General features: G+C 72.2%; 21 protein-coding genes. 16 read left to right on the top strand and 5 right to left on the bottom strand.

The window, feature by feature from the left end:
• The first annotated feature begins 5 nt into the window (after positions 1–5).
• The 10 genes from GV126_RS07480 (at position 6) to GV126_RS07435 (ending at position 9380) form a co-directional block, all read left to right on the top strand.
• Complete coding sequence (locus GV126_RS07480; RefSeq protein ID WP_236569919.1) at positions 6–1631, top strand: aldehyde dehydrogenase family protein; 1626 nt, start codon at positions 6–8, stop codon at positions 1629–1631.
• Positions 1632–1639: 8 nt separating this feature from the next.
• Positions 1640–2767: an acyl-CoA dehydrogenase family protein gene (locus tag GV126_RS07475; protein ID WP_236569918.1), complete on the top strand. Its 1128-nt coding sequence runs from the start codon at positions 1640–1642 to the stop codon at positions 2765–2767.
• Entirely contained in the window at positions 2767–4017 is a 1251-nt protein-coding gene (locus GV126_RS07470; RefSeq protein ID WP_159663811.1) for an aspartate aminotransferase family protein, read from the top strand. The genes GV126_RS07475 and GV126_RS07470 overlap by 1 nt, the downstream gene beginning before the upstream one ends.
• A 30-nt stretch (positions 4018–4047) precedes the next feature.
• Positions 4048–4587: a type II toxin-antitoxin system RatA family toxin gene (locus GV126_RS07465; protein ID WP_159663809.1), complete on the top strand. Its 540-nt coding sequence runs from the start codon at positions 4048–4050 to the stop codon at positions 4585–4587.
• Entirely contained in the window at positions 4587–5078 is a 492-nt protein-coding gene (locus GV126_RS07460) for a hypothetical protein (RefSeq protein ID WP_159663807.1), read from the top strand. The genes GV126_RS07465 and GV126_RS07460 overlap by 1 nt, the downstream gene beginning before the upstream one ends.
• Entirely contained in the window at positions 5075–6067 is a 993-nt protein-coding gene (locus tag GV126_RS07455; protein ID WP_159663805.1) for a DUF2156 domain-containing protein, read from the top strand. The genes GV126_RS07460 and GV126_RS07455 overlap by 4 nt, the downstream gene beginning before the upstream one ends.
• 49 nt (positions 6068–6116) lie before the next feature.
• Positions 6117–7079: a VlmB-like protein gene (locus tag GV126_RS07450; RefSeq protein ID WP_159663803.1), complete on the top strand. Its 963-nt coding sequence runs from the start codon at positions 6117–6119 to the stop codon at positions 7077–7079.
• On the top strand, positions 7079–8035 hold the full coding sequence (locus GV126_RS07445) for an alpha/beta hydrolase family protein (RefSeq protein ID WP_159663801.1): 957 nt from the start codon (positions 7079–7081) through the stop codon (positions 8033–8035). Before GV126_RS07450 ends, GV126_RS07445 begins: the two co-directional genes overlap by 1 nt.
• Before the next feature lie 206 nt (positions 8036–8241).
• On the top strand, positions 8242–8886 hold the full coding sequence (locus tag GV126_RS07440) for a TetR/AcrR family transcriptional regulator (protein ID WP_185947141.1): 645 nt from the start codon (positions 8242–8244) through the stop codon (positions 8884–8886).
• A complete protein-coding gene (locus tag GV126_RS07435; protein WP_268977489.1) occupies positions 8883–9380 on the top strand; it encodes a LysR substrate-binding domain-containing protein in 498 nt (165 codons plus the stop codon). Before GV126_RS07440 ends, GV126_RS07435 begins: the two co-directional genes overlap by 4 nt.
• A 93-nt stretch (positions 9381–9473) precedes the next feature.
• Here GV126_RS07435 and GV126_RS07430 read toward each other — a convergent pair whose 3' ends face one another.
• Positions 9474–9824 carry a VOC family protein gene (locus tag GV126_RS07430; protein WP_236569917.1) on the bottom strand — a complete coding sequence of 117 codons (351 nt, stop codon included), beginning with the start codon at positions 9822–9824 and terminating at the stop codon, positions 9474–9476.
• A 281-nt stretch (positions 9825–10105) separates the two neighbouring features.
• Here GV126_RS07430 and GV126_RS36280 point away from each other — a divergent pair, with 281 nt between their 5' ends.
• Positions 10106–10345, top strand: coding sequence for a hotdog family protein (locus GV126_RS36280; RefSeq protein ID WP_236569916.1), 240 nt, complete (start codon positions 10106–10108; stop codon positions 10343–10345).
• Positions 10346–10427: 82 nt separating this feature from the next.
• Here the strand turns inward: GV126_RS36280 and GV126_RS07420 are convergent, their stop codons facing one another.
• Entirely contained in the window at positions 10428–14558 is a 4131-nt protein-coding gene (locus GV126_RS07420) for a carboxypeptidase regulatory-like domain-containing protein (protein WP_159663797.1), read from the bottom strand.
• 467 nt (positions 14559–15025) lie between these two features.
• Between GV126_RS07420 and GV126_RS07415 the strand changes: the two genes are divergently transcribed.
• Together GV126_RS07415 and GV126_RS07410 are read left to right on the top strand one after the other, a co-directional pair.
• A complete protein-coding gene (locus tag GV126_RS07415) occupies positions 15026–16117 on the top strand; it encodes an LLM class flavin-dependent oxidoreductase (RefSeq protein WP_159663795.1) in 1092 nt (363 codons plus the stop codon).
• A 192-nt stretch (positions 16118–16309) separates the two neighbouring features.
• Positions 16310–16981 (top strand): YoaK family protein, encoded by a 672-nt coding sequence (locus GV126_RS07410; protein ID WP_159663793.1) that lies wholly within the window; start codon positions 16310–16312, stop codon positions 16979–16981.
• A gap of 135 nt (positions 16982–17116) precedes the next feature.
• Here GV126_RS07410 and GV126_RS07405 read toward each other — a convergent pair whose 3' ends face one another.
• Together GV126_RS07405 and GV126_RS07400 are read right to left on the bottom strand one after the other, a co-directional pair.
• Positions 17117–17695, bottom strand: coding sequence for a Dps family protein (locus GV126_RS07405; RefSeq protein ID WP_159663791.1), 579 nt, complete (start codon positions 17693–17695; stop codon positions 17117–17119).
• 141 nt (positions 17696–17836) lie between these two features.
• Complete coding sequence (locus tag GV126_RS07400) at positions 17837–18499, bottom strand: hydrolase (protein WP_159663789.1); 663 nt, start codon at positions 18497–18499, stop codon at positions 17837–17839.
• Positions 18500–18983: 484 nt separating this feature from the next.
• Between GV126_RS07400 and GV126_RS07395 the strand changes: the two genes are divergently transcribed.
• From GV126_RS07395 to GV126_RS07385, 3 genes are all read left to right on the top strand, one after another.
• Positions 18984–20054, top strand: a complete 1071-nt coding sequence (locus tag GV126_RS07395; RefSeq protein WP_159663787.1) for an AraC-like ligand-binding domain-containing protein — start codon at positions 18984–18986, stop codon at positions 20052–20054.
• Between the two features lie 151 nt (positions 20055–20205).
• On the top strand, positions 20206–21198 hold the full coding sequence (locus GV126_RS07390) for an alpha/beta hydrolase (RefSeq protein WP_159663785.1): 993 nt from the start codon (positions 20206–20208) through the stop codon (positions 21196–21198).
• Positions 21199–21364: 166 nt separating this feature from the next.
• Positions 21365–21991, top strand: coding sequence for an FMN reductase (locus GV126_RS07385; RefSeq protein WP_159663783.1), 627 nt, complete (start codon positions 21365–21367; stop codon positions 21989–21991).
• 152 nt (positions 21992–22143) lie between these two features.
• Here GV126_RS07385 and GV126_RS07380 read toward each other — a convergent pair whose 3' ends face one another.
• Complete coding sequence (locus GV126_RS07380; protein WP_159663781.1) at positions 22144–22584, bottom strand: SsgA family sporulation/cell division regulator; 441 nt, start codon at positions 22582–22584, stop codon at positions 22144–22146.
• Between the last annotated feature and the right edge of the window lie 288 nt (positions 22585–22872).

The following is a 22872-nucleotide window of genomic DNA, read 5'->3' as shown; positions in this document are numbered from 1 at the left end:
GGCCCGTGCTCAGCTACGGCTCCTACCTCGGCGGCACCGAACAGCCCGGGCGGCAGTGGATCTACACGTTGCGCGCCTCCGCCATGCTGGAGGACTTCTTCGGCGCCATCCGCCTCAAGCGCGGCCTGGAGCGGGGCCGCCTCTCGCTCGACGAGGCCGGCGGTGACGTCGTCGGCCGGTGCGCCACCGCCGACGCCGACGACATGAACGCCGCGCTGGAGCTCGCGGCCGGCGCGGCACGGACCTGGTCGGCGGCGCCCCTGGAACGCCGCATGCGGGTGGTGGAGGAGTTCCACGACCTGGTGCGCGCCCACCACGACACCCTCGTCGACCTGATGATCGCCGAGGGGCATCCCAGGGCCCTGGCCCGCTGGGAGGCGGCCGGCATGCTCGCCAACACCGGCGCCGCCACCAGGTCCTTCCTCGCCGGACAGATGCGGTACACCGCCCAGGACGGCCCGCGCACCCTCCAGGTCCGCCGGGTCGCCGACGGGGTCGTCTGCCTCAACCCGCCGCAGAACGCCACCGTCGCCAACGCCCTGCTCGGCATCTGGGCGCTCGCGGCCGGCAACGCCCTCGTCGTGCGCGCGCCGCGCAGCGCGCCCCTCGGCGTGATGTACGCGCTGCGCGAGCTGATCGCCCCCGCCCTCGAACGGGCGGGAGCCCCCGCGGCCGCTCTGTCGGTGCTGTGCTCCGAGGCCCGCGGCACCCTCGACCAGTGGCTCGCCAGCCCTGTGGTCGACGACATCATGTACTTCGGCAGCAGTGAGCAGGGCATCGCCTTCGGCGCCGAGTGCGTCGCCCGGGGCAAGAAGCCCGTCCTCGAACTCTCGGGCAACGACATCTGCGTCGTCTGGCACGACGCGGACCTCGACCTGGCCGCCGACGCCCTCGCCGAGGCCTTCTACGGCTCCGGGCAGATCTGCATGGTGCCCAACTGCGCCGTCGTCCACCCCCGCGTCGCCGACGAACTCCTCGCCCGGCTGCGCAAGCGGGCCGCCGCGATCAGGCCCGGCCCTCCGGAGGCACCCGACGCGCTGCTGTCGCCCGTCCTGCGCCCCGACAGGTTCTACGACGTCCTCGGCCAGGCCACCGAAGCCGGCGCCGAGCTGGTGTGCGGCGGCCGGCGCCTGGATGTGCACGGGCGGCCCGACGACACCCGAGGGCTCTTCCTGGAGCCCACCGTGCTGCGCGTGAACGGCCTGAAGACGGCGCGCGACCTGGACGCCGTACGCCATGAGACGTTCTTCCCGCTGCTGCCCGTGGTCGTGCCCGAGGACACCGGCGACGCCGAACTCCTCGTGGCGGTCGCCGACTTCGTCAACACCAACGAGTACGGGCTGCGCAACTCGCTGTGGTCCGGCAGCGAGCGAACCGTCGACACCTTCCTGCGCCTGATCCGCAACGGCGGGCTGCTCAAGGTCAACGACTCCCACATCGGCTTCCTGCCCCTGCTGCCCACCCACGGCGGCACCGGATTGACCGGCGGCCCGGGCGGCGAGGCCAACTACCCGATCCTGCGCACCTCCCACCTGCAGGGAGTCAGCGTGGCCCGCGGAGTGCGACCCGGCGCGGCGGTCTTCGCGCAGGCCGGGTCGGACGACGCCGACGTACAGGAGGTGTCCGCGTGATGCGCGGCATGGACAGCGCACGCGAGGCATGCGAGAAGTACCTGCCGGGGCTCACCGAGGCCCTGGCCGACGTTCCCCTGATGGAACTGGAGTCGTCCGGCAGCCCCGGCCCGGAACTCTTCCGCCGGCACGCCGGACCGGGCCTGCTCGTGCCCACGCCGTACGGCGGAGCGGGGGCGAGCGCGCTGCAGGCCGCACGGGTGTCCCGGGCGCTGGGTGCCCTGTCGCCCTCCCTCGGCGTGGCCACCGCGATGCACAACTTCTCCGTGGCGAGCCTGGTCGCACTGGTCGAGTCCGCCCACGCGAGCGGCCTGGAGTGGCTGGTCATCGAGGGCATCGCCCGTGACCGGCTGCTGGTCAGCTCCGCGTTCGCCGAGGGCCGCACCGGGGCGGGCGTCCTCGACTCGGGCGTCCTCGCGGTGCCCGTCGAGGGCGGCTACCTGGTCAGCGGCAGCAAGAAGCCCTGCAGCCTGTCGGCGTCGATGAACCTCATCACCGCGAGCGTCGCCCTGCCCGGCGAGGACGGCGGCACCGAACTCGGCGTGGCCCTGGTGCCCGCCGACTCCCCGGGCATCACCCGCCGCCCCTTCTGGCAGGCGCCCTTCCTGGCCGGCGCCGAGAGCGACGAGGTCGTCCTGGAGGACGTGCGCATCCCCGAAGAGCTGATGCTGCGGCCCCAGGTCGAGCTGGGCACCGGCCTCGACACCCTGCAGACCGTCGGGTTCGTGTGGTTCGAGCTGCTGGTCACCAGCGTCTACACCGGAGCCGTGGCCCGGCTCGCCGAGAGCGCCCTGCGCACGGGCAAGGGCAGCGCCACCGACCGGGCGGCGCTGCTGACCGGGGTGGAGGCGGCGATCGGCCTGGCGGAGAACGTCGCCCGGATCGTCGACGAACACACGGTCGGCAACGACGAGCTCGCCACCGTCCTCACCGCCCGCTACGCCGTGCAGGAACTCCTCGTCTGCGCGGCCGACCGGGCCGCCGAACTGCTGGGCGGCCTGGCTTTTGCCACCACCCCGGACATCGGCCACCTGCTGGCCGTCAGCCGTGCCCTGGCCTTCCACCCGCCCTCGCGCGGGGCCACCGCCCAGGCGCTGGTCGACCACCACGACGGCGCACCCCTGCGGGTGCGGTGATGGCGGGTACCGAAGGCCGCGAGACCGCCCTGCTGTACAAGCGGCACCTCAGCCGCGGGCGGGGAAAGCTCGGCGAGATGTTCGGCGGACAGGTCGAGGTCGCCTCCGCCGGTTCCTGGGTGCGCACCGAGGACGGGCGCGCCTACCTCAACTGCGGCGGTTACGGCGTCTTCCTCGCCGGCGCCTGCCACCCGCGGATCGTCGCCGCCGTGGAACGGCAACTGCGCACCCACCCGTTGGCGACCCGGCTGTTGCTGGAGCCGCGGGCCGCGCACGCGGCGGCCGCCCTGGCCCGGGTGGCCCCGGCGGGACTCGAGCGGGTGCACTTCACCAACTCCGGTGCCGAGGCCGTGGAGACAGCCCTGAAGCTGGCTCGCACCCGGGGCCACCGGCGCATCCTGGCGACCTCGGGCGGCTTCCACGGCAAGACCCTCGGCGCCTTGTCCGCCACCGGCAAGCGGCTCTACCGCGACCCGTTCACCCCCCTGCTGCCGCACACCACGCACGTGCCCTACGGCGACGCGGACGCGCTGCGCGACGCGCTGGGCGCCGACGCCTCCGACACCGTCGTGATCGTGGAGCCCGTGCAGAGCGAGGCGGGCGTCCTGGTGCCTCCCGAGGGTTACCTCAAGGAGGTGGCGGCGGCCTGTGCCGCCTCCGGAGCCTTCTTCGTCCTGGACGAGGTGATGACGGGCCTCGGCCGCCTCGGCGCATGGTGGGGAGCCGACCGCGAGGGCGTCACCCCCGACGTGCTGCTCGTCGGCAAGGCCCTCAGCGGCGGGGTGGTCCCCGTCGCCGCGGCCGTCGCCACCGCCGAGGCCTTCGCCGCCTTCGACCGTGACCCGTTCCTGCACACCTCCACCTTCTCCGGCGCGCCCCTGGCCATGGCCGCCGCCGAGGCCGCGATCGAAGTCATCGAGGACGAGGGGCTCGTCGAGCGCGCTTCCCTCCTCGGCGGGCGCATCCTGAGCCTGCTTCGGTCCGCCGTGACCCGCCACTGCCCGCACCTGGTGCGCGACGTCCGCGGCCTCGGCCTGCTCATCGGCGTCGAGTTCCACGAGACGGGCCTGGCGGGGGAGTTCCTGCTGGAACTCCTCTCCCGTGAGGTGATCGCCAATCACTCCCTCAACGCGCACACCGTCGTACGCCTCACACCGCCGGCCGTGCTCGACGAGCCCGAACTGGACCACCTGGGCGAGGCGCTCGACGGCGCCTTCCGCGCGCTGGCCCGGCGCTTTCCCGCCGCCTAGTCCGGCACCCGCATCGAAAGGACCCACTCCATGCGTTCGGTGGAACTGCTCTACGGCGACACCCGCCTGTCCCCTCACGAAGCCTACGAGCGGGTCCGCGACTTCGCCCGCTACCCGGACCTCGTCGACACGGTCCGCTCCGTCACCGTCCACCCGGCCACGTCCGGCTCGCCCGTCCTGAGCGACTGGGAGGTCGACTTCCGCAACGGCGTCCTCGCCTGGAGCGAGGAGGACGTCTTCGACGACCGGGACCTGTCCATCGCCTTCCGCCAGACCGAGGGGGACTTCGAGTCCTTCGACGGCCGGTGGGACATCGCGGCCGGGCCGCACGGCACCGCGCAGGTCCGCTTCACCGCGACGTTCGACTTCGGCCTGCCGAGTCTGGCGGGGATCGTGGACCCGGTGGCGGAGCGGGTGCTGCGGGAGACGATCGAGCACATTCTGCGGACGCTGCTGGCAGAACAGGGGCCACAGGACACGGCAGGCGCTGAGGAACTCCGGGGAGCGGGGGACCTTCGGGCGGCGGGCGGCGGGCCGTCGGCCGAGGGCGTCAGCGGAAGGGCGGCGTGATGGATGCCGTGAACCGCTTCGAGACGCCCACCACCTTCGGGCTGCTGCGCGCCGAGTACTGCGTCGGCCTGGCCCTGAGCGCCGGCCTGTTCCTGTGGCACCTCGACGAGGTGCGCTGGCCGGTCGCCCTGGCCCTGTTCGCGTACATCGACCTCATCGGCTACCTGCCCGGCGCCCTGGCCCACCGCCGCGCGGCCGGAGGGGGGATCCCGCGCGTGTACTACGTCCTGTACAACACCATGCACAGCTGGCTCACCGCGGGAGCGGTCGTCGCCCTGTGGGCCTGGCTGGTGCGCCCCGAATGGGCCCTGCTCGCCGTCCCCATCCACCTGTGCGGCGACCGCGGGCTGCTCGGGAACTTCCTCAAGCCCTTCGCCGTGGCCTTCGAACCGAAGCCGCACCCCGCCTTCGTACGGCTGGAGAACGACCTCCAGTCCGGTGCCGGCGCACAGCGTCCACGCGAGGCCCGGCCCGCCCGGTCGGCGACATGAGCGCCCCGGCCGAGGCGCCGGGCGCGCTCGACGCCCTCAGAGAGTACGCCGACCACCCCAGCGCCTTCCTCGCGGTCAACACGGGCACCCGGCACTACCGCAGCGACACGGTGCCCGGAATCGTTGCCCACCTGCCCGGCCGGCGCCACCACATCCAGTTCGCCGCCCCCTTCGCCCCGCCGTCCGCGCGCGGCGACCTCCTGGACGACTATCTGCGGCATCTGGGCCGGGGCACCGTGCTGACGGCCATCCAACTCCGCCGGGCCGACCTGCCGCTGTACCTTGAGCGTGGCTTCGCGGTGAACCAGATCGGCAGTTCCTACGCCATCGACCTGGGCCGTTTCACGCTCCGCGGCAAACCCCTGGCCAAGATCCGCCAGAACGTCTCCCGCGCGCGCCGTGAGGGAGTGACGGTCGTGGAAGCGGGCCCCGACGACCTCGCCGACCAGCGGTCCCTGGACGACATCGACCGCGCCTGGCTGCGGGCCAAGGGCCGGCACGTCAAGGAGCTGTCGTTCCTGGTCGGCGAACGCAGCGGCCCGGGAGGGGCCTTGCGCCGCACCTTCCTCGCCCGCCGGCACGGGATCACCGTCGCCTACATCACCTACTCGCCCGTCTGGGGCAGCCGCCCGGGATGGCTGTACGACCTCACCCGCCGCTCACCGCGGGCCCCGGTCGGCACCATCGAACTGATCAACCTGACGGCGCTGACCGCGTTCGCCGACGAGGGCGCGCGCTGGCTGCACCTGGGCCTGACCCCGTTCGCCGGACTCCACCAGGACCTCGAACCGCCCACCGCGTCACCGCTGCTGACGCGGGCGCTGCGGCAGGTGGCCCGACGCGGTGCGGCGCTGTATCCCGCCCGCACCCAGGAGGCCTTCAAGCTCAAGTGGGCTCCGCAGGTGATCGAGCCCGAGTACGTGGCATTCCAGGACCGGGTCCGGATCGGGGCGGTCTGGCATCTGCTCCGGGCGATCAGCGCCGTATGAAGCCCACGACCACCGAGAGCAACTCCCCGCACGAAATGAGGACCACACCATGACCCAGCTCCCCGCGGTGCCCGTCGAGGCCGACTGGGATGCCGCTCCGGGCGTCCTGGAGGGTGCCCGCAGTCTGGAGCTCACCCCCGCCACCTGCAATCTGCCGTACTGGATCGAGCACGTGGCCGGTTCCATGCTGCGCAGGCTGGCGGACGGCACGGTGCGCGCGGACGCTCCCACCGAGGCGGTCACTCGCCCCGGCCCGCTGCACGACGCCCTCGTCGACGAGTTCACCTTCCGCACTCTCGCCGAGGAGAAGGCGGCCCGCGCGCTGTCCTTCCTCGTCTTCCACGCGCCGGACAACGACTGCCTGGAGTTCTTCTCCACGCAACTGATCGACGAGGCCCGGCACGCGCGCGTCTTCAGGGAACACCTGATCAAGGCGGGAGTCCCGGCCGACGAGGTGCCGGGGGCGATCGCCCGGACCGCGGCCTCCTCGGGGGCGGCCGTCCTGGACCCGCTGGAGGAGTTCGGCCTGCACGTCCTGCGCGACCAGGGAGACTTCTACGGCGGTGTGCTGGTGCTGACCGTCCTGGTGGAGGGCGTGCTCGCGCCCGCGGCCGAACTGAGCGAGCGCAAGTGGAAGGTGCTGGACCCGTCCGCGGCCCTCGTCGAACGGGGCGCCAACATGGACGAGATCCGCCATCTCGCCGTGGGCAGCGCCGTCATCCGCGACCACCTCACCCGCCGTCCCGACCAGCGGCCCCACCTCCTGTCCCTCATCCAGCAGGGCCGCGACCTCTGGGAGAAACTTCCCATGGCCGAGGTCCTCTTCCGCCGTGAGTCCCTGTTCCAGGAAGGCCTCGCCGAACACGGCCACCTGCTCGGCGACTACGAGATCTGGCCGGGCCGCCGCCTGGTCGACACCGGCGTCCAGGAGCGGATGGAGGCCGCGCAGCGGTGGTCCCGCGAGACGCAGGAGGCACGGCTGGCGTACATGCTGCTCGACGGGGCGCTGTGATGCCCGGGCCGGGGGAGGGCGAAGCACTGCCGGAGATCTGGCGGATCCCGCTGACGGGGGCCGCGGGCGGGCCGGGCCGCCAGACCGCCGGGCCCCCCTCGCCGGCGGGCGCGCAGTCCGCGCCCACGCTCGCGGCACGCGTCGGCATCCCCGCCGGTCCGCCGCGTGCGGTGATCGTGATCTGGCCGGCGCTCGGCGTGGACGCCTCCTACTACGACCCGTTCCGCGCACGTCTGGTGGCCCTGGGTATCGCCGCGGTCGCAGTCGACCTGCGGGGCCAGGGCGCGAGCGGCCCCCCGCCCGGACGCGGCACGCGCTACGGCTACCACGAACTGGCCTGCCGCGACTGGCCGGCGGTCCTCGACGCCGTACGCCGGCGCTTCGGCCCCGGCGTGCCGCTGTACCCGCTCGGGCACAGCATCGGCGGCCAGGTCAGCGTTCTGCACCTGGCCCGCGAGCCCGAGTCGGTGGACGGCCTGCTCCTCGTCGCGGCCGGCCCGGTGGACTTTCGCGGCTTCCGCGGCGCGGCCCGGTACCGGGTGCTGGCGTCCACTCAACTCGTCGCACTCATCTCCGCCCTGTGGGGATTCTGGCCGGGCCACAGGCTCGGCTTCGGCGGCCGTCAGCCGGCCCGGCTGATGCGCGACTGGGCCCGGATCTGCCGTACCGGCCGCCTCGCGCCCGCCGGAGCCGGCTTCGACTACGAGGCTCGCCTCGGTGAGGTCACCCTGCCGGTGCTGGCGGTTTCGGTGGCCGGCGACCACCTCGCGCCCCAGGGCGCGGTCGACCGGCTGTGCGCGAGCCTCCCGGCGGCCGACGTGACCCGCTGGCACTACCGACCCGACGGAGGGGACCGGGTGGACCATGTCCGGTGGGCCCGCCGCGGCGCGGCGATCGCCGAACGGATCTCCGGTTGGCTCGCGGAGAGGGAAGCCACGGTTCGCCGGCCGTCGTGACCGGGGCGGGACCGCCCGTTGCACGGGCACCCTTCGAGGCCTTCACGCAGACCTGAGCAGTACGTGGAGGCCTCGTGACAGTTTTGTCTTCGGGCTTGCGTAATGGCGCGGTGTCTTTCATCATGCTGGAACGAGACGACTCGTTCTGAAACTCTGTCGGAGCGGTGCGTGCCGCCACGATGCACGATCGGAGTACTCATCACCCCATGGGACAGAAGAGAACCCTCTCGCCGGTGTCGGACGAGCAGGGTCAGCGTAGGCGGGACCTGGAGGCACGTGAGCGCATCCTCTCGACGACGCTGCGGATGCTCGGAACCCTGGGCTACTCCCGGCTGTCGATCGGAGGCATCGCGCAGGAGGCCGCTGTCGGCAAGGCGACCATCTACCGGTCGTGGGCCAACAAGGCGGCTCTGGTACTCGATGCCGTGCGCGTCCAACTGCCGGAGGTGCCCGTCGCCGACATCGGCGACAGCAAGGAGGAAATCGTCGCTGTGGCCGAGACCCTCGCGGAGATCTACGGCTCGCCCAAGGTCAGGCTGGTCCTGCCGGCGCTCGTCTCGGACGCGGCGGCCGACCCCGAACTCGGCCGGCGCCTGGTCGAGGAACTCATCGAGCAGCGCAAGAAGCAGTCGGTCGAGGTGCTCGACCGCGCGGTCGAGCGCGGTGCCCTCCCACAGGACGCGGACGTCTCCACCGTGTTGGACATGTGGGCCGGACTGATGTTGTTCCGCAGCCTGTTCTACGGCGTCAGCCTCGACAAGGAGTCCGTACGCAGCCTGGTGAGTGCGACGCTGGCCTCGCCACCGCGCACCGCGCCCGGGGACGAACGGGCAAGGCCCACCGGCCCCTGATCACCGGCGAGACCAGCGAACGGCTGCCGCTGAAGGCCGCGCGCTGCGCCCCCGAGCTCCACGCGGAGACGTTGCTCACCGAGACGCTGATCGGCGCGGTGCGGCCCGAGCATCCGCTGACGAAGCTCAAGACCGTCACGCCGAAGCGGTTCGCTGCCGCCGATCACATCGTCGTCTCCCGGCGCGGGCGGGCCCACGGCCCCATCGACGAGCAGCTGGCGGGCATGGGCCTGAGCCGGCGCATCATCGCGGTGGTTCCCAGTTTTGCGAGCGCGCTGCGCCTGGCCCGCGAAACCGATGTGGTCTGCGCCGCCCCGGCCCGACTGGGCCGCTCGATGCTGGCCGCCCTCGGGCTGCGCACTTTCCCGATCCCCCTGGCACTGCCGGACATCGCGATCGGCATGGCATGGCATCCGCGCAACCACCACGATCGCACCCACGCGTTGCTGCGCGAGCGCACCCGCCACATCATGACCACGTCAGCTCGGCCATGAGTCAGCGGCGGGCGCGGCCGGTCTCCCGCGCGCGGGCGGTACGCCGAGTCCGGCACGGGCGGGCGAGGCGGCGGAAGGCGGGCGCCACGGCGGTCAGAGGTGGGCGAGGACGTTGATGACGTTGCCGTCGCGGTCCCGGTAGAAGAAGCGCCGTACGCCCCACTCCTCGTCCGCGGGCCCGTAGAGGATCTCCAGACCGGCGGCGCGGGCCCCCGCGAGGGCCGCGTCGAGGTCCTCCACCTCGATGGAGGCCGCCGGATTCACCGGCCCGGTGGGGTCCTTGGTGATGAGGCTGACCTGTACGGAGCGGTCGGCCGGCGGAGCGAGGGTGGCGATCCAGCCGTGATTCATGATCACTTCCATCCCGGTGACCCGGATGTGGGCTTCCACTGCGGAATCGAGATCGCTCACCGTGAGCAGTGGCATCGCGCGGAGTGCAGACATGTCCGCCAGCGTAACCAGCGCGCCGTACGCCCCTGGGGGCCTTTCCGGCCTCTTTCACCCCCGGTGTCGCGGGTCCTTCGGCGGCCGTACGTTCTTTTCGCATCGGCCTCCTTGCGCGCGGGCGCCCGGGCCGAACTCGCCCATCGCCCCCAGCCGCACCCTGACCGACGCCCACGCCGCGGCTTTCCGGACGGTCTGCGCGGACAACCACCCCGTGCACTACGACGCCGAGTGGGCGCGGCGGACACGGACACTCGGCACGGGCGGTGCACGGTCTGCAGGTGCTCGCGTTCACGGCCGAAGTGCACTCCGGGGACACGCTCTACCCGGCTCTGACCATCACCGGTCTGGAGCCGGACGGCGACGCCGGCGTCGTTGTCACGGCGGCCACCCTCCACAACCAGCGCGGCGAGCTGGTGCTGTCCGGTCACCACAAGTACCTGCTGCGTCGCCACCGTGGCGCCGGCCGTCCTCGCGGTCGGCGGTCATGCCGCGTGGTCCCGCCGCCGTACCGGCACTGAACTGCGCACCGAGAGCGGCCTGACGCCGCGATGCGCTGGGCGCATCGGGGACGTCGGGCTGTTCAGCCGCTGTGGGCGGTGATCACGGTGCCTTCCTCAGGGTGAAGTCACCGGTGGTCGTCTCTCCCTTCGTGAGCTTCACCTTGGCGACGGCCGGCTGGTAGCCGTCCTTGGCCACGGTCACGGTGAGCGGAGCGCCACGGGCGTCCAGCCACAGCGCGAAGGTGCCGTCCTTGGCGGTCTTCAGGGTGTAGTCGGATGCCTTGCCGTCGATCTGGACGGTGGCCCCGGCGAGCGGTGCCGTCCCGTCCGCACCGTCGGAGCCGAGGACCGTACCGGCGTACTTGCCCCAGCTCTTCGGCGGCTCGACGTGCATGGTCACCGGGATCTCGGAGGCGTGGTACGGGGTGTCGGTGCCCACGCTGAGCCGCGCGGTGTACGTGCCCGGCTGGGTGACCTCGGCGACCGCGGCGTCCAGGGAGACCACCACGGTGGTGGCGGCCCCCGGGGCGAGGGTCACCCGCCGGGTGTCGACGCCGAGCCAGGTCACGCCCTTGCCCGCACCGGCCTGGTCGTAACCGGGCAGTACCTTGACGGCGGCGGTCGGCTTGGCGCCGATGAGGTTGTTGTTCTTGCCGCCGACGCTGTAGAAGCCAGGTGCGCCACCGCCGCGGTAGACCGGGGTGTCGGCATTGGGCAGGGCGCCCCAGGTACCGGCCCGGGGGTCGAAGGCGAAGCTCTGGTTGGTCACGCCGCCGGGCACCCTGCCGCCGACGGTGAGCAGCAGCCCGTTCGCGGCGGTGTAGGCGGAACCCCAGAGCGTGGTCGGCAGATCGGCGATCCGCGACCAGCTGTCGGACACGGGGTCGTAGGCGTAGGCGTGCTTCGTGTCGCCGCTGTCGGCCGTACCGCCGGCGCAGTAGAGCACGCCGTCGATCGCACCGCAGGCGGTCCAGGAGACGGGCTCGGGGTAGGCGGCCATCCGCGACCAGTTGTCGGTGGACGGGTCGTAGGCATAGACGTCGGTGGTGCCGCAGGAGGAGGCGAGGCAGCCGCCGACGACGTACAGCTTGCCGTCCAGGACCGCGCTGCCGGAGGCCGCGGCGGGCTTGGGCGAGGGGGCGCCGGTGGTCCAGGTGTCGGACGACGGGTCGTAGATCTCCGTTTTCGCGTCGAGCGATCCGTCGGCACCCCAGCCGCCGACGGCGTAGAGCTTGCCGTCGATGAAGCCCTTGGCCGGTGCCCCGCGGCCGTCGGCCGCCGAGGACAGCTTCGTCCAGGCGCCCGAGCCGGGGTCGTAGCCGTACAGGTCCGAGGTGTAGGTGGTCCCGTTGAAGCCGAAGGCGGAGTAGAGCTTGCCGCCGTCCGCGGCGACCGCGTTGTCCGAGGAGCCCACCGGCAGATCCGCCACCGGCTTCCAGGCGTCACCGGCGGCCGCGGGTGCCGCCGTCGGTCCGGCGGCGGACCTGCCGGTCCGCTCCCGCAGCGGCGAAGGGTCGACCGGCACCACCTGGAGCGGTGCGCCCTGGGCGGCCTGCTGCCGGAAGCCACCCGGCCATTCCCCGAGGGTGAAGGTGGCGGGGACGCGGCCGGTGTTGGTCACGGTCAGCTTCTGGGTACCGGTGGCTCCCCAGGCCAGCGTCTTGTCGACGGCCGCGGGGGTGAGGGTGAGCTGTCCGGCCTCGAGTGAGTAGGTGGCCTCGGTGGTGCTGTCCGCCGTCACCCGCACGGTGCTGTCGGCGGAGGTGTACGCGCCCTTCGTCGCCGTGAAGGAGTGCCGGCCGGGGGTGTCGGAGAACAGCCAGTAGAAGCCGTCGCCGAGCCCCGGGTCGTCCGAAGTGGCGGCGGTCACGCCCGACTGCGCGGCGGCGTCGCCGTCGGTGACGGTGGCTCCGACGATGCCCTGACCGGTGTTGGCGTCGGTGACGGTGCCCGCCACCAGGCCGCCGTCCACCGGGCCGTAGTGCTGCTCGCCGACGAAGACGTCGTCCAGCTCCCACCACCAGCCCCAGGTGGCGGTGAAGTGGAACCGCAGCTGGACGGCCTTGGCACCGGCGTAGGCGGTGAGCGGGAGATCGATGTGGTCCGTCACGTTGGTGGTCCGCGACCACACCGTGGTCCAGGTGGCACCGCCGTCGGTGGTGATGTCGACACTGCCGCTCTGGCCGTCGTACCCCTCGTAGTCCGTGTCGAACGAGACCCGGGGCGAGGTGTAGCCGCTGAAGTCGTAGACGGGGCTGAGCAGCGTGCTGTCCTGGTGCTTGCCGCCACCGATGTGGTCGCTGTCGACCATGGCGAAGGCGCCGCTGCCCCCGGTGCGGTTGCCCCGGTTGCCCGCGTCGGAGAACTCCCAGCCGCCGGTCGTGCCGTCCGCGTCGACGACGCTCCAGCCGTCCGGCGCGGCGGTCGTGGAGTCGAACGACTCGATGGGACCGCTCCTCTTCGTCGCATAGCCCGCGGCGGTGGCCGCCTTGGCGTCCACCGGGACGGCGACGTCGACGGTCCGTGAGGAGTCCGCGACGGTGACGTTCTTGGTCACCGCCTGGTAACCCGGGTATCGCGCGGCGAACTTCAGGGTGTAGTCATGGCCCTCGGGGAGCTGGAGCTTGTAGGTGCCGGTGTAGGGGTCGGTGAAGACCGGTGCGCCGGGCACGCCGTCGGCGGTGACCGTGGCGTACAGCGGCCAGCCGTGGCCGGAGCCGTCGGTGACCTTGCCGGTGACGGTCTGGTGGGGCACCGCGACCAGCACGAACTTCTCGGTGACCGAGCCGCCTTCGGTGACGGCCACGCCCGTGGCCGTCCCGCTGTGGTAGCCGTAGGCGGCGGCGGTGAGGTCATAGCTGCCGGGCGGCAGGACGAAGGCGTAGTGGCCCTTGCCGTCCGTGGTGGTCCGGTAGTCGCCGGCGGTGACCGACACCCCGGTCAGCGGTGTCCCCGCGGAGTCGGTGACGGTACCGCTGATCTCACCGTGCGGGTAACTGCGGAAGGCGGTCAGGCCGTTGGGGGTGCCGAGGCCGGTCGGGCCGTCGTAGCCGGCCCCGGCGGTGCACGGACGGCCGGCGGCGCAGCTGCCGTTGGCACCGCTGGTGACGTCGTTGAGGCCGGAGGAGGTGAAGTACGGGTAGGAGTTGGGGTAGGTGTGCGCGTCGGGAGCGTCGGCGGCGGCGTAGACGCCCGTGATGATCGGGGCGGCGGCGCTGGTGCCGCCCATCACCCCCCAGCCGTCGCTGCCGTAGGTCTGGTAGACCGCCACACCGGTGAGCGGGTCGGCGACGGCCGACACGTCCGACACCGACCGCGTGTCGCATCCGGTGTCGGTCTGGAAGGCGGGCTTGGGCTCGTACGCCGAGCAGCCCGATCCCGGGGCACCGTAGGCGTTGTACCACACCGATTCGGACCAGCCGCGGGCACTGTCGGGGTCCTTCTTGAGCGCTGTGCCGCCGACGGCGGTCACATGCTGCGAGGCCGCCGGATACGTGACGCCGTAGCCGTAGTCGCCGGAGGAGGCGACCATCGCGACGCCCGGATGGTCGTAGTGGGCGTCGAACTCGGCCGTCTCGGCGGGGTCCTCACCGCTTCCGGGCGTCCCGTCGTACGCGCTCCCGTAGGAGTTGGAGACGTACTGGGCTCCCTGGGCGACGGCCTGGTCGACGGCGGCGAAGATGTTCTCGAATTCGTCGGTGTCCGCCTCGACCAGCAGGATATGGGCGTCGGGCGCGGCCGCGGAGACCATGTCCAGGTCGAGCGACGTCTCAGCTGCCCATCCGGGGTCGGCCTCGGGGTAGTCGGTGCCGCCCCGCTGGTCGATCTTGCGCAGGCAGCCGTTGCCGGTGGTGCACGCCGGCAGGCCGTACTGGGCGCGGTAGACGGCCAGGTCGGACTCGGCCGTCGGGTCGTCGTAGGCGACCACGACGGCCACGGTCCGGCCCCCGCCGCCGTCAGCCGGCAGGTTGTACGCACTCCGCAGGTCCGCCGCGCCCCAGCCACTGGGGGTCGTGGTGGCCGCGAGGACTCCCTTCCTTCCGGCAACGTCCGTGCGCCGCATGGCGAAACAGGAGACCTTGCCGGGCCGGGGCGTACCGCACACCTGCTCGACAGAAGGCTTCTTCCCGTGTGACGCCGTGTCGGCCGGCTTCGCCGTCGCGTCCAGGGCGAGGGGCAGACCCGCGCCCACCATCGCCGCCACAGCGGAGACAACAACGGCCAGACGCATGGGTGTCCGCCCATGGTCGGGTCTGGACAACCTCGGTATTCGCAACGTGTCACTCCTGTGTGGACGAGCGCGCGGGCCGACCTCTTGCGGCAGCATCGCGGTCGGCGGCGAACGTGTGTTCGCTGCACACTATCCGCAGATCAATTGCTGAAAGGTCAAGTAACGGTCGGTAGGTGATATGTCAGGAGCATGCCATCCAGCCTCCGGCCGCCGCCGCTGCCACCCCCGCCCCGCACGAACCCCGGCACAAGCGCTGACCAGGAGTGACATGGCGACGCTCGTACGCGGAGCCGACTGTACAGCGGCATCGAACGGAGACCCCCGGAACCGTCCGCCGCTGCGTTCTCGGAATGACAGCAGTGCACGCTCGGTCACGCATGCGCGGCCCCGTCCCCGTAGCGTCCCTGCGCATGCCCCGGCCGAGGCCGGTCGCGGGCCCCATGCGAAAGCAGGACCCGGGAGGGACAATGCAGTTCGGGATCTTCACGGTGGGCGACGTCACACCGGACCCCACCACCGGCCGGACGCCGACCGAGCACGAGCGGCTCAAGGCCATGGTCGCGATCGCGCTGAAGGCGGAAGAGGTCGGTCTGGACGTCTTCGCGACCGGCGAGCACCACAACCCGCCGTTCGTGCCCTCCTCGCCGACGACCATGCTCGGCTGGATCGCCGCCCGCACCGAGCGGATCACCCTGTCGACCTCGACCACGCTGATCACCACCAGCGACCCGGTGAAGATCGCCGAGGACTTCGCGATGCTCCAGCACCTGGCCGACGGCCGCGTCGACCTGATGCTGGGCCGCGGCAACACCGGGCCGGTCTACCCCTGGTTCGGTCAGGACATCCGCCAGGGCATCCCGCTGGCCATCGAGAACTACGCGCTGCTGCACCGGTTGTGGCGCGAGGACGTCATCGACTGGGAAGGCAAGTTCCGCACGCCGCTCCAGGGCTTCACGTCCACCCCGCGCCCGCTGGACGGCGTACCCCCGTTCGTCTGGCACGGCTCCATCCGCTCGCCGGAGATCGCCGAGCAGGCCGCCTACTACGGTGACGGTTTCTTCCACAACAACATCTTCTGGCCCGCCGACCACACCAAGCGCATGGTCGGGATCTACCGCGAGCGCTACGCCCACTACGGCCACGGCACGCCCGAGCAGGCCGTCGTCGGCCTCGGCGGCCAGGTCTTCATGCGTCACAACTCCCAGGACGCGGTACGGGAGTTCCGGCCCTACTTCGACAACGCGCCGGTGTACGGGCACGGGCCCTCGCTGGAGGACTTCACCGAGCAGACCCCGCTCACCGTGGGCAGCCCCCAGCAGGTCATCGAACGGACGCTCACCTTCCGCGAGCACGTCGGCGACTACCAGCGCCAGCTGTTCCTGATGGACCACGCCGGGCTGCCGCTGAAGACCGTCCTGGAGCAGCTGGACCTGCTGGGCGAGGAGGTCGTGCCGGTGCTGCGCGAGGAGTTCGCCAAGGGACGGCCCGCCGGGGTCCCCGACGCCCCGACCCACGCGTCCCTGTCGGCCGCCCGCGAGCGGACTCCCGCCGCCCGGTGACCTCCGGCGGCCCGCCGCCGCACCACGCGGACCCGAGCCGGTCACCGGCCCGGGTCCGCCGGTTCGGCCGAGGCAGCTTCATGTCCGGGGACCCGCAGGACCTGTACCGGAACGACGCGAACGCCGAACACCGAACGCGGACCCAGCGTTTCCCCCCCCCGCCCACCCCTTCGACTGCCAAGGGAGCACAGCGTGGCACAAGCCGCAGTCACCCCTGCCGAAAAGCCGGCGCATCCGGCCCTGCCCCGAGCCCTGACCGTGCTGACCGTCGTCAGCGGTTTCCTCGACGCCGTCAGCTATCTCGGCCTGGGACACGTCTTCACCGCCAACATGACCGGCAACGTCGTGATCATCGGGTTCGCCGCCGTGGGCACGCCGGGGTTCTCGGTCGTCGGGTCGCTCGTCTCGCTCGCGGCGTTCCTGGCCGGTTCGGTCTGTGCCGGACGGGTCGAGCGCTTCCTCCGTGAGCGTCCGCAGCAGACCTGGATACGGACGGTGCTCACGGCGGAGGCCCTGCTGCTCGCGGTCGCCACCGTGGCCGCCTTCGCCTCCGCCCCCACCGACCTGCTGATCGCCCTGGTCGCACTCGCCATGGGGCTGCGCAACGGCACCGTACGCACACTGGCCGTGCCCGACCTCACCACCACCGTCCTGACCCTGACCCTGACGGGTCTGGCGTCCGAGTCGTCCCTGGCCGGCGGCACCAACCCGAGGGCCGGTCGCCGGCTGCTGGCGGTCGCCGCCATGCTCGTCGGCGCCGCGGCCGGTGCCGCCCTGGTCAACCACGTGGGACTGGGCTGGCCGATGCTGGTCAGCACGGTCCTCGTCGCCGCGGTGGCGCTCGGCTACCGCGACCGTCCCTGACCCCCGCCGCCGGGTGCCCTGCTCGCCGACCGCGGGCAGGGCACCCTGTGCTGTTCCCGCACCCCCCTTGCACGAGGCCGGACACACCTGTGCCGCTCCACCGTCGCAGGCGGGGCGGCACAGGGTCCGGGCGGCTCAGAGGCGCGCGAGCGGGGTTTCCACGAGGTGTTCGGCGAGGAACCACACATGGGTCTCACCGGTGCGGACCACCTGGGAGACGAGGAGGTCGTTGGTGCCGTCGTCGCCCATCTCGGCGGCGCGCGCCGCGGCCTCACGGCTCTCGATCAGGATCGCCTCATGGGCGCGCAGCAGGCGCGAGAGCATCGCCGGCACCTGCTCGGTCCCGTCGGGGGGACGCGGGATCGAGGTGAGTTCGGCCGCGTGCCGGGGGTCACCCACGGCCACGCCGCCCAGGCTCTGGACGCGTTCGGCGAGCGCGTCCACCAGTGCGAGCTGCTCGGCCGCGTGCTTGTCGAAGAGCCGGTGCAACTGGAAGAAGGTGGCGCCGCGCACCGTCCAGTGACTCCTCTTGTAGAGGGAGTACAGGATCTGGGTGTCCGCGAGCAGCCGGTTGAGGCGCTGGCACGAGTAGGCCCGGGTGTCATGGGCCAGGCCGATCGGGAAGAGCTTGACGCTCCCGAACGACTGGACCTCCGGGCCGTTCTGCTGGACCATCGGCTGGCTGGACGCCGCGGTGGCGGTCGTCTGCTCCATGGGTGTTCTCCCTGGTAGGGGCGGAAAGTGAACCGGCCGGCCGAGCCGGATCGTGGCTCGGCCGGCCGGAGGGGAGGGCGGATGCCCTCCCGCGTCGGGGACGAGGTGTCGCGTCGGTGTGAGCCGGGTGCCGGGCCGCGGTCAGCCCGCCGCGTGCTCGCCCATGACGGACTGCGCGTACACGACGCCCATCCCGTAGGCGCCCCCGTGCTCCTTGACGATCTCCATGACCGCCCCGTACGTCTCCTGGCGAGCCCAGTCCCGCTGGAGCTCCAGCAGGACCTGGACCCAGGTCACCGGGACGGCGCCCGCGGCGACCATGCGCTGCAGGGCGTGCTCGTGCGCCGCCGGGCTGACGCCGCCGGAGGCGTCGGCGACGACGTACACCTCGTAGCCCTGGCCCAGCGCCGACAGGGCCGGGAGCACCAGGCACACCTCGGTCCACAGACCGGACAGGACGATCTTCTTGCGGCCGGTGGCCTTGACGGCCTCCACGAACGCGGCGTCCTCCCAGGCGTTCATGGTGCTGCGGTCGATGACCTCCTGCCCCGGGAAGACCGCGGCCAGCTGCGGCAGGATGGGGCCGGAGAAGGACTCCGCGGCCACGGTGCTGAGCACGACCGGGACGTCGAACGCCCGGGCGGCCTTTGCCAGGCCGATGGTGCTGTTGATGATGGAGGTGCGGTCGCCGCTGCCGGTGCCGAAGAACATCTGCGGCTGGTGGTCGACGAACAGCATGACGGCGTTGTCCGGGGTGAGCAGGTCGGGGCTGGGGGCAGCCTTCACCTGGGCGAAGTCGACCATGAGGGGTTCCTCTCCGAAAAAGGCATGACCGCTCCCGCGGGAAGCGCGGGGCGAACGGGACGGCGGCGCCTCGGGGCGCCGCGGGTCGGGGACGGACGGGCCGCACCGCGCACCGGTCGGGGCACGGTTTCGGCGGCCTGACGCCACGACAACGAAGTTAGCCGGGTGCGTCGGCCGCTTCTTTCCCCACGGCGCCCTGTGCTGTTCCAGCACTGCACAGCACGAACGGCGCAGCTCCGCCGCCGGAATTTCTGCCTGCGTTTGTGCCTGGAGGAAGAAGTGGACGGCTGCTTGGCTGTTCCGTGCGGGCGGGAACCCGGGCCTCACCGAAGCGGTCCGGTCGCGCTCCGGCGAGGTCGCTGCCCGTACGACGAGTCGTCCGGCCCTGTCCGGGCACCGGCTGCGCCCACTGGGGCGAAGGCAGCCGTCCGTCCCCTTCCCGTCCGCTGCCGCCCCGCAGTCACGCCCCCTGAGGGAGAGCAACTTGAGTCTCGTGCTGACGACCGCCTCCGTGCCGGACCAGGACAAGGTCACGTACTGGAACAACGCGGTGAGCAGGACCTTGGTACCGATGACGGTCGCACCGCGGGACGACGGCCCGTTCGACGGCCGCATCGCCACCGACCGCCTGGGATACCTTCAGGTCTCCACCATGGAGGCCGACGCGGAGCGGGTCAGCCGCACCCCGGCACTGATCGCCCGGTCGTCGGAGGCACTGGTGGCCATCGGTGTCCAGATGTCGGGCACGGCCACCTTCATCCAGGACGGCCGGCGCGCCGAGGTGGGTGAGGGAGACCTGGTCGTGTACGACACGTCCCGGCCGTACTCCTTCGACTACCCGCGGCGGTTCACCTCGCACGTCTTCCAGCTGCCCCGCCGCGTGCTGGGCGTGGCGGACAGCGACATCCGGCAGGTCACGGGCAACGCCATCGGTATCGGGGACGGTTTCGGCGCGATGCTGCTCCCGTTCCTGGCCAACCTGGCGTCCTGCGCGAACGGTTACTCGCCGGCCGTCGCGGACCGGCTGGCCGGCCATGTCGTCGACCTGCTCGCCACCCTGATCGCCGAACGGTCACACCCCGGGGGCACGGACGCCGACACGGCCCGCAGCCACCTGCTGACGCGCGTCCGCGAGCACATCAACCGGAACCTGGGCGACCCGGACCTGTCACCGGAGAGCATCGCCCGGACACACCGGATCTCCGTGCGGTACCTGCACCGGCTCTTCCAGGGAGAGGGGACCACCGTGGGCCGGCTCATCCAGCAACGGCGCCTGGAGGAGTGCGGCCGGGAGCTGGCCCGCCGCGGCAGGACGACCCCCACCGTGTCCGCCGTGGCCCAGCGCTGGGGATTCGTCAACCCCGCCCACTTCAGCCGGGCGTTCCGCGCCGCCTACGGGGTCTCCCCCCGGGAATGGCGCAATCTGCGCGCCGCCCAGGACGATGGTGCGCGCTCCGTGGTGGTCACCGCCGCGTCCAGGAGCGTCCGGGCGACCGCCGCCGATGCCCGCGGCGGCGACCGGCCCTCGGCCGTCCTTCCGTCCTTCAGGGGATAAGGTGCCGCTCGAAGCCACCCGGGGCCCGCTGCCCACGGGCGGCCGTGGCGCGGCCGACGGCCGCGGTATCGCCTTCCACCTCTCGGCCAGGCATATGGCCTTCCGAACAGCCGATGCACTTCAGTACCTTGGCCCCCTCACAGGAGACCGTGTGACCGACTTCGCCCCCTCGCCCGCTCGGCACCCGGTTCTGGATCGTTCCACCCAGGAGTTCGTGGACAGCTACAGCTGCTCCCTGCCGGTGCACGAACGGCACCTGGAACAGGCCCGGTCGGGCCTGACCCGTCTTCAGGCCGAGGGAAACGACGCCCTCGACGAGGAAGCCATCTCCACGGAGTGGTTCGCGCTGCCGGGCGGACCGACCGGTCACGTACGGGTCCAGGTGGTCAGGCCGGCCGACAGCGTCGGCGAGATCCCCGTCGTGCTCTTCCTGCACGGGCTGGGCTGGGTCCTGGGAGACGCCGGCACCCATGAGCGCATGGTGCGCGAGTTCGCCCTCGGCACGGACGCGGCCGTGGTCTTCGTGGAGTACGAGCGCGCGCCCGAGGCGCGGTACCCGGTCGCCGTCGAGCAGTGCTACGCGGTCGCGAAGTGGATCTACGAGCGAGGCGGCGAGATCGGCCTGGACGGAAGCCGGATGGCCGCCGTGGGCGACTCGGCGGGCGGCAACCTGGTGGCGGCGCTGACCTTGCTCGCCAAGGAGCGCGGCGGGGTGCGGCTGGTGCAGCAGGTGCTGCTCTGCCCGGTCACCGACGCCGACTTCGACACCCCCTCGTACCAGGAGTTCGCCAAGGGCTACTTCCTCGGCCGCGAGACCATGCGCTGGTTCTGGGACCAGTACCTGCCCGACGTGCGGCAGCGCAGCGAGGTCACCGCGTCACCGCTCCAGGCCTCCCTGGAGCAGCTCACCGGGCTTCCCCCGGCACTGGTGGTCACCAGCGAGGCCGACGTGGTGCGCGACGAGGGCGAGGCCTACGCGGCGAAGCTCCGTGCGGCCGGGGTGGCGGTGGTCTCGATGCGCTACCACGGGACGATCCACGGGTTCATGGTGTTCGATCCCCTGCGCGGCACGGACGCCGCCCGGGCGGCCCTGATCCAGACCCTCGACACCGTCCACGTCGCCCTGCACCGGCACGGCGGCTGACCCCTCGGGGCAGCCGCCCGAAGGTGCGCCCAGGGCACAGCCCCCGTGCGCGAGCAGGCAGGCGACGCCGGCCGCAGCGGGTTGGCTTCGGGGTGCGGCCGCGCAACGGCAGACGAACGGGCCGTTGCGAGCCGCCGCACCCGCCCGAGAGACGAGGAAGACCACCGTGGACCCCTTCAAGATCGTGGCCGTTTCGGCCGGCCTCAGCCGGCCCTCGTCGACCCGCCTGCTCGCAGACCGGCTCGCCGAGGCGACCCGGCACTCGCTCCAGGACCACTCACCCCGCCCGGTGGACGTCCAGGTGGTCGAGCTGCGCGAACTGGCCGTCGACATCGCGCACAACCTGGTGACCGGCTTCCCCGGCCCCGCGCTGCGCGCGGCGGTCGAGGCGGTGACCGGCGCGGACGGCGTCATCGCCGTGACACCGATCTTCACTGCCTCGTACAGCGGGCTGTTCAAGTCCTTCGTCGACGTCATCGACAACACCGAACTCATCGGCAAGCCGGTGCTGATCGGTGCCACCGGTGGCACGGCCCGGCACTCGCTGGCCCTGGAGCACGCGCTGCGCCCGCTCTTCGCCTACCTGTGCGCACACGTGGTGCGCACCGCGGTCTTCGCGGCCGCCGAGGACTGGGGCGCGGGGGACGCCCAGTCCGGCGGCCTGGGCGTGCGCATCACCCGCGCGGGTGAGGAACTGGCCGAACTCGTGCTCAATGAGCCGGGCGGCACGGTGCGGGACGAGGCCGTCGTCCCCTTCGCGCAGCAGCTGGCGACCTATCGGATCCCGCGGTAGCGGACGTCCGCGACCGCATCGCCGGGCAGGGCGACTGTCCGATCGCCCTGTCCGTGGCCGCAGTGCCACCCGCTTCGATGCCGCCGTGACACCACGGGAGCCATGTCGCCTCGACCGTACAGCGGTCGGCTCCGTGACGCGCAGCCGACCCCTCACTCGGTGTCCGCCAGCAGTTCGGCCACCACGTGGTCCAGGTCGAGGAAGAGCCCCTCCGCGCCCGGCGGCACGACCATGCGCGCCCGCTCCAGGAACGCGGTCACTGCCGAAGCCGCGAGGTACAGCGCGGCCGCTCCCGCCGGGGTACGGACGACGATGCGCACCGCGCCCTGAGGACCGCCGTGCCGGGGCGTCACCAGGATGTCCCCGACACCCACCGGCCGGCTCAGTCCCTCCGTCAGGAGACTGCGGGCGAACACCCAGTCGACGGTGCCGGTCGCCGTCGTCTTGATGGAGAGGCGCACGGCGTAGGGATCCGACCGGTCGTAGCGGAGTTCGGCGGGCAGCGACACATGCGGTGCGCCCGCGACGGCGACGTGCACCACCACCTCGTCGGTGACCGAGGTTGCGGCGGCGCTGTGAAACGGCTGAGTCATGTCATACCCGTCCAGCAGGTTCTGAGGGAGGCGGCAATCCGCGCGACGGACACCAAAACCGCGGATGAACGGGGCTTGCCGGGGAACGTCCCGGGCGTTGCCCGGCAGAGCACCGGGCGCGCACGCCGGCCGCTCGTGCCGGGCGTGCTGCGCCGGGATGGCTCGGCCGGCGGGGAGCGAGTCCCTGGTGGAGGGCATCGCGATGGTGGTCGGCCGCCTCCCGCCACCGGCCCGGAGCGGCGCAGTCGTGACCGAGCGCGTGCGTCACCTGTGCCTGGTGTATGTCGG

It is taken from the genome of Streptomyces mexicanus (genome assembly GCF_902506575.1).
Lineage (GTDB): Bacteria > Actinomycetota > Actinomycetes > Streptomycetales > Streptomycetaceae > Streptomyces > Streptomyces mexicanus.
Note: the sequence above shows the minus strand (reverse complement) of the source record. Positions and strands in the feature narration are given on the sequence as shown.

What these genes read in the sequence shown, in the direction of transcription:
- GV126_RS07380 (WP_159663781.1), bottom strand. Translation starts at nt 22,584, where the DNA reads ATGACTCAGCCGTTTCACAGCGCCGCCGCAACCTCGGTCACCGACGAG.
- GV126_RS07460 (WP_159663807.1), top strand. Translation starts at nt 4,587, where the DNA reads ATGGATGCCGTGAACCGCTTCGAGACGCCCACCACCTTCGGGCTGCTG.
- GV126_RS07465 (WP_159663809.1), top strand. Translation starts at nt 4,048, where the DNA reads ATGCGTTCGGTGGAACTGCTCTACGGCGACACCCGCCTGTCCCCTCAC.
- GV126_RS07415 (WP_159663795.1), top strand. Translation starts at nt 15,026, where the DNA reads ATGCAGTTCGGGATCTTCACGGTGGGCGACGTCACACCGGACCCCACC.
- GV126_RS07400 (WP_159663789.1), bottom strand. Translation starts at nt 18,499, where the DNA reads ATGGTCGACTTCGCCCAGGTGAAGGCTGCCCCCAGCCCCGACCTGCTC.
- GV126_RS07445 (WP_159663801.1), top strand. Translation starts at nt 7,079, where the DNA reads ATGCCCGGGCCGGGGGAGGGCGAAGCACTGCCGGAGATCTGGCGGATC.
- GV126_RS07475 (WP_236569918.1), top strand. Translation starts at nt 1,640, where the DNA reads ATGGACAGCGCACGCGAGGCATGCGAGAAGTACCTGCCGGGGCTCACC.
- GV126_RS07405 (WP_159663791.1), bottom strand. Translation starts at nt 17,695, where the DNA reads ATGGAGCAGACGACCGCCACCGCGGCGTCCAGCCAGCCGATGGTCCAG.
- GV126_RS07420 (WP_159663797.1), bottom strand. Translation starts at nt 14,558, where the DNA reads ATGCGTCTGGCCGTTGTTGTCTCCGCTGTGGCGGCGATGGTGGGCGCG.
- GV126_RS07455 (WP_159663805.1), top strand. Translation starts at nt 5,075, where the DNA reads ATGAGCGCCCCGGCCGAGGCGCCGGGCGCGCTCGACGCCCTCAGAGAG.
- GV126_RS07440 (WP_185947141.1), top strand. Translation starts at nt 8,242, where the DNA reads ATGGGACAGAAGAGAACCCTCTCGCCGGTGTCGGACGAGCAGGGTCAG.
- GV126_RS07430 (WP_236569917.1), bottom strand. Translation starts at nt 9,824, where the DNA reads ATGTCTGCACTCCGCGCGATGCCACTGCTCACGGTGAGCGATCTCGAT.
- GV126_RS07470 (WP_159663811.1), top strand. Translation starts at nt 2,767, where the DNA reads ATGGCGGGTACCGAAGGCCGCGAGACCGCCCTGCTGTACAAGCGGCAC.
- GV126_RS07450 (WP_159663803.1), top strand. Translation starts at nt 6,117, where the DNA reads ATGACCCAGCTCCCCGCGGTGCCCGTCGAGGCCGACTGGGATGCCGCT.